Raw genomic sequence first — 1,588 nt, forward strand, 5'->3', positions numbered from 1 at the left:
CCGGTAACTTGGATACGTTCAACTTTTTCAGCACTTTCGTCTTCTGCTGCGATAGTACTCGCAGAAAATGCAGCCGTTGATGCCGCACCAAAAGCGATCGCTAAGCGAACAGCTTTTGAAACTTGATTATTTAACATTTGAATCTCCCTGGTCATATCCATGCTATGACTTTATTAATTTATTTTAACCCTAAATAAGGAACTAGTACCTTATAGGGAGATTAAATACTAATATCCTAGGTAACTTTTGGTCAATATGTTTTTAACCTATTCTTTTCAATGTAAATTTTATGGTTGTAAATTATTTCATAAAACAAATCAAATAAATTTACATTTAATTAAACTGCAATATCCAAAGTAAAAAATAAAGATTAAAAAACCAGTAATATCGACTATTTAATCTTCATTTCAATAAAAAACAAAATTAATTTCCCGATACACTTTTTTAACAAAACTCTTTTTTTGCACAAATCCACATAAAATTTTTTAGATAAATTTATTGTATTTAGAGTTAGATAAGTTGCAGAAAGAGTGGCTACTGATTAAACCATCCTGTTATTGAGTAGCGTGCTTTACCAGAAAATGGGCTTACATAAGAAACTGAATGTGGATTATGGACATCGAATAATGTGAGCACATTGTTTTGTGGCATGACAGTATTCGTTAGAGTGCCTTGATAGTCATAAAAATGTAACAACCCACCCCAATCTGGGTGCCAATTTTCATTAAAGCTAAACACATAAGCAACCCTTCGGCCTTCAGACTCTACTACATCATTATGTCTCGTTAAAAAGTTACCTTGGATATATCGAGTTGCTTGAATTGACGCACTTGTTAAATTATCTATTCCTGTTAATTCACTGATCGCTCTTAATGTTTCGGGTGCATTAAGTAATCTGTGAACTGCTAACAAAATAGGAGGACTTGTATTCGGTTCTACCTTGTGACGCCCATAAAAAAAGCCTATTCCGTTCTGTGCATCTTTGTAGATATCACGTTGTAACTTATTAAGTGTTAAATTATCCATTGATTTAAGCTCTGAATCCGAAGCTTGAATATATTTTCCATTTAACGCGAAAGCATTTAAGTAAGTTATTTCATTATTTAAAGCGAGAGTAATTCGCTGTAAATTGTCTCTATCCCATACATCCTTTAGCACCAAAAATCGCTTTTCTTTAAAAGTACGCTGCTTTTTTTCTAAATCAGATAGCAATTGAGTTAACTTCATAATTATCCTAAACAATCGTTTCTAACTTCCCCTCCTACTTACTCAGCTAATTCATAACTATAAATTCTTTTAGTGTAGTAGGGTCATTTTTCATAACAATACAATTTGCCTAATTAAAAAGGCTAGTCCGTGTAAAAGTGGCCCTCAATGATATACCACCTTTTCTGACAGAGATACATTACGGCAATAGCCATTAATAGTTTAATCCCCCATAGAATCCAATAACGAAAAAAGCCACTCATTGAGTGGCTTTTAAATTCGTTAATTAAGCAGATTAGAACTTAATTGTAGCACGTACATAAACAAAGCGATCCATGTTAACGTCATACTCTGTTACAGAGAAGTTGTTAGTAGAGATTGC

1 protein-coding gene is annotated in these 1,588 nt (G+C 33.0%); it reads right to left on the reverse strand.

Going from position 1 to position 1,588, the window contains the following annotated elements:
- Positions 1-534: 534 nt before the first annotated feature.
- Positions 535-1,227 (reverse strand): 2OG-Fe(II) oxygenase family protein, encoded by a 693-nt coding sequence (locus JIG41_RS06665; RefSeq protein ID WP_206770720.1) that lies wholly within the window; start codon positions 1,225-1,227, stop codon positions 535-537.
- Between the last annotated feature and the right edge of the window lie 361 nt (positions 1,228-1,588).

The sequence above is a fragment of the Pseudoalteromonas sp. bablab_jr011 genome, assembly GCF_016464045.1.
GTDB lineage: Bacteria > Pseudomonadota > Gammaproteobacteria > Enterobacterales > Alteromonadaceae > Pseudoalteromonas > Pseudoalteromonas lipolytica.

Bases quoted from the DNA above. Each gene is read 5' to 3' on its own strand.
- JIG41_RS06665 (WP_206770720.1), bottom strand. From the start codon at position 1,227: ATGAAGTTAACTCAATTGCTATCTGATTTAGAAAAAAAGCAGCGTACT.